Genomic DNA, 4,655 nt, shown 5'->3' on the forward strand with positions numbered 1-4,655 from the left:
CTTTAGCATGCGCCCTTCGGGCGCGAAGAAGACAGTGTTCAGAAGCGCCAAGAACCCTCCCAAACCCCCCAGCCTACATGGCTCCACTAGAGTGACGCGCTCACGCGCTACTGATTACCCTAGGAGCCATTAAACATCCTCAGCTTTACATCGTGAACCAGCTGGCCGGAAGGCATTGATTTACAGCTGAGATAACCTCCGTAGCAGCGTTCTCCAGAGCGCCGTTCGCGCGTAAGCGCGAAAACGCAGGTCATGGTTGTATTCTCAACCTTTGGCGGAATACTTTGACCATTCGTTCACTCAGGCGCGAATGCCCGCATCATAATGCGAGGGAGACGGATGTCTCTTGGCGTAATCAGTAGCGCGTAAGCGCGTCACACTTTTTCGCGCGGCGAGACGCAGAACCCCAAAACCACACAGGCGCGCCCGTGATGGGAAGGCGCGCCTGCGGGTTGTGCGGCGGATAATGGGTGGGGTCCGCCGCGAGTGGGCATGGGTTGGCTACGAGATAGCGAGAGAAACCGTGTAGGAGATGCTGGCTATTTCAGCCGTGCCATCGTTTGCCAGGTAGTTCAGACGAGCAGTTGCAGGAAGATGCAGACCGAAAGAAACAGGGAGAGTCCCCTCTGTGTCGATCTGGAAGCCAAGACTGACAGGAGTTGCCGTAGCCAGCGGAATGGACTTCTGCTGGCCACCCTCAGGCTTAATAAGGATAGCAACATCCTTTCTTGCCGCTTCATCAGGGAACAAGCTGTTGGCACCTGCAAGCAGCGTGCTTGTTGCAGAGGTCACCACTATAGGAGCAGTAGTCTGAGAAGCAAACTGATGGGTTGTACCGGTAATGTCGGTTACGTCTCCCTTTGCATCTACTTGAAGGAGGGTTGAAACAGGAACCGTACACAGAATTTGTTCCGACCATTTGGCGTAGAGGGTGGTGTTCTGCGTTGGCTTGTCAGTTTGGAAGTTCCAAGGGACAGTGAGTCCCTCCTTGTACCACCCATCAAACTTATATCCAGGACGAGAGGGTTCCTTCGGTGGAGTCACCAACGCATCATGGTTGACCGTGGTGGTCTTGTCATCAGAAGATCCACTCCAGTTACCTCCATTAGCGTTCCAGGTGAAGGTGTAGGAGTTTATCTGCCACTGGGCATAGAGGGTAGCAGTAGCATCTACTTTGTTCCATTTGGTGGCGCTCGTAAGATCAGCGTTGTAGTACTTGGTGCCACCACTGGCATCGTCGAAGTAGCCCAAGAAGATATGGTTTCCCTTTGTGGGTTTAGCCGTAATAGCAGGCATATCAGAATCATACGTAGCAGTCACCTGAACAGTCTGTCCACCTGTTCCTGTGTTTTGATCAAACGAGACCAGCGTAGTTGTAGCTTGCCAATGAGCAAAAAGCGTAGTGTCTTTTGCTGTCTTCCAAACAAGAGTGCTCGTGCCGTCTTTGTCGTAGATTTGTTTGCCGCCCTCTGGTGAGTCATAGTAGCCAAGGAAGGTATAGCCTGTACGCGAAGGAAGATCAGTAATAGCCGAAAGAAGCCGGTTGTAGGTTGCTTTTACCGTTGAAGTTTTCCCTGAGTTATCGTTAAAGTTGAGCGTGAGGGTGTACTCTGTAACAAAGGTCTCCCCAGAATTGGTCACACGGATGCCAAGACTGGTGGTACCTGGGGAGGCGCTTTGATCCTTGGACGAGTCAATAATCATGATGCCAAGCGAGGTACTTCCACTACCTGTCGCATAAGCCCTTGCAACAGGCATGACAAACGTTACTGCTGTTATAAGAGCAAACAGAAGCACAAGCACACCAGCACCCACGTGCCGCATACTTGGCTTCGATATATATCTCGTGCTCGGCATAGCTAGCACGTTCCTTTCTTTGAGCCTCGCAGCTTTAAAGCTACGAGAATACCTGCTGTTGATGCGGGATGTGGGACACCTTGATAATCTCCGCCGGGCAGAGACAGATCCCTTGCCCTACGATCTACTTGCGAAGCTCAACATAGTTAAAGCTGATTCCGACTATAGGTGGAGGATTTCTCATCCCGCAATCTACCTATCGCCCTAACTTGTGCCGAGAAAATATCCGGCAAACCATCTTTCCTGGAATTAGAGGCAAAAACACGGGCAGACATGATACCAAGTGCCACTATTACCAGATGTACCACCTGTGGAGATACCCTCACTATTCACGGAAATGAAACTGATAGAGCTAGCAGGAGACAAGGAACGCGTCCACCAGGGATAAGCTCTTGGAGAATTCGTTTGACGAAATTTTACCAAAGCTTCGTTTTCTTTGCCGTTTTGAGTTGCTTTACCGTTCCAGTATTCATATGGGGTGCCCTCTTTGGTAAGACATGTCATTGCAGCAGCCCAATTGGTATATTGCGTAAATGGTGTACCCGTGAGTTCAAACCAACTTGCGATAAAAAGTTTGTCACCAGAAATACTCATATTAGATTCATTATCATTACTATTAACTGTCCCATAGCTCTTCTGAACAATCTCAATGGAGGTTTGCAGGTCATATGGCACCATGTTCCAAATAATATTAGTATCTTCTCCGTTAATGCCACTAATATTTGGCAGAGTATTAGGATTCATATTTGCACGAAGTTGACTTTGGCCCCAGCCACCAGCACTGGTAGCTGTAGAGTTCATCAAATAATTCGTATTCAACAAGTTTTTAAACTGAAAGGTAAGGCCAGCCCTGCTTTCGTCCGTCTTAATATCGTGGTAGACGCCAATGATACGCACGTCATAAGGAGTGCCATCCCAGACGGTCTGGCAGGTATAAGTGGTGTCGTCGGCAAGATAGCCTTGGTATTGCTTCCAGTAGGGTGAATTCTCTTTGTTCGCAGATATATCGTTAGCGTGCTTTTTAACCTCAGTAAGGCCGTAGATTCTGCCTGATGCTTTGTCCTTAAGATAAAAGCTTGAGTTTTCAAACGTACACATCACGGTGGTGAGATTCTGTGTTGTGATGCCAGCGTCAGCAATACCCGAGTTAACCTTGGCTTTGGCAAGATTCAAACGGAAGGTATAAAAAGCTGAGTCTTTGGGCGGTATAGTAAAAGCACTTGGGTCAGTGGGACGCTGGTCATTTATGGTGCTTTCATAACCAAAGTCAACTACTTGTTCTGGAACACCTTGAGGGTAGAGACTGAAAAGCTTTTGATACATGAGACCTGGGCCACCATCGTTCGCAAGAACGTTACTAAAGTTATGATCTAAGCAGGTAATTTTGGCAAGCTGTAGAGGAATATCCATGTTGTTGGTGAACTTGGCAGATGCCTCCATTGAGGTAGGTGGTTCTTTCACATCGTAGGGAGCGTCGAGACCAAAGGTGGCGGCAAAGGGAGCATCAACACTGATGGGTGCGGAAGCAGCGCGGAGATCTGCGAGATACGTTGAAGGTAGAGATACCTCGGAGTTTAGCTGAACGATGTCGGCTTCTGCATCGGGGTTCGGGGAGACTTCGACCGAACGGCTTGCGCGGGCAAGCTCCACATCATTCAACGTGAGCACAGCGGTAACGTCGGAAGTACCTGCTTTCTTGGCTGAGACTGTGCCAGAATCAACTGACAGAGGTGCAGCAGCGTAGGAGTAGGAGGCTTCTACGGGGTCGGGGGCTTGGAGATTGCCACCCTCTAGGAGGTCGGCTTCTTGTCCGGCTTCGATGGCGAGGGGTTCTTCGGAGAGTGTGATGCCGTAGGGCATGAGGTGGTTGTTGTCGGAGGGGAGGCCGGGGTTCCAGGAGTCCTCGGAGCCGGAGGGGATGTAGAGGGAGACGTTTGTGCAGCCAGCAAGAGCGTCGGTTGCGACTTCGGGGGTGCCAAGGGCGACTACGCGCTCAAGGGTTGAGCAGGAGGCGAAGGCTCGGGAGCCGATTGAGTTGATGCTTTCAGAAAGCCATACGTCCTTGAGGGAGGTGGCTTCGAAGGCGCGCTCGCCGATGGTACCTAGCGTGTTGGGAAACTCAATAGTTGCGAGATTTGCGCAGCCGGCGAAAGCGGCGGTGCTAATGGTGGTGATAGTTGTGGGGAGCTCCACACTCGTGAGGGAGCCACGGTTTGCGAAGGCGTTCTCAGCAATAGTGCTTACGCGGTAGGGCACGCCATTGATCTCAGCGGATGCGGGGATTTCGAGTTCGGAGGCTGGGTCGTCTTTGCCTTGCCAGGAGACGGAGAGGGTGTAGTCGTCGAGCAGGGTGTAGGTAAGGCCGCTGGCTGCTTCGTTGGTATCCGGATTCGTGGTTGCACCAGGCTGAGCAGGTTCAGCGAAGTGTTGGAAGCCTGCGTTCTCCCAGACAGACTTGAGAGCTTCGTAGTCATTTCCCGCCGGAAGCGCGACCACTGCGGAGGCTTTGACTTCGTCAGCGAAAGCCGTGGGGTCAATCTTTTGGATGTTGCCCAACACCATAATCGACGCGAGGTCTTTGCAACCGGCAAGAGCGTACGCGCCGATTGTCTCAGTCTCGGTTGGCAACACAATGGCTGTCCCGTAAGCCGGTGGAACTGCAACTAGGGTTTTGAGATCCTTTGAGAAAAGCATTCTGTCATGTGAAGCAAATGCGGTGCCGCCATCCCCGGTGGTGAGTGAGGAGCCCGATTGGCACAGGGACAATGCCTGGGCAGAGACATGGGTTGTAGAACCAG

At 51.4% G+C, this 4,655-nt stretch carries 2 protein-coding genes; both read right to left on the reverse strand.

What is annotated here, in order from left to right:
- Positions 1-501 precede the first annotated feature (501 nt).
- Entirely contained in the window at positions 502-1,857 is a 1,356-nt protein-coding gene (locus tag QNJ86_RS13800; protein WP_283833229.1) for an InlB B-repeat-containing protein, read from the reverse strand.
- Positions 1,858-2,106: 249 nt separating this feature from the next.
- A partial coding sequence (locus tag QNJ86_RS13805) for a leucine-rich repeat protein (RefSeq protein WP_283833230.1) occupies positions 2,107-4,655 on the reverse strand: 2,549 nt, incomplete at its 5' end.

The sequence above is a fragment of the Gordonibacter faecis genome (genome assembly GCF_030077735.1).
Lineage (GTDB): Bacteria > Actinomycetota > Coriobacteriia > Coriobacteriales > Eggerthellaceae > Gordonibacter > Gordonibacter faecis.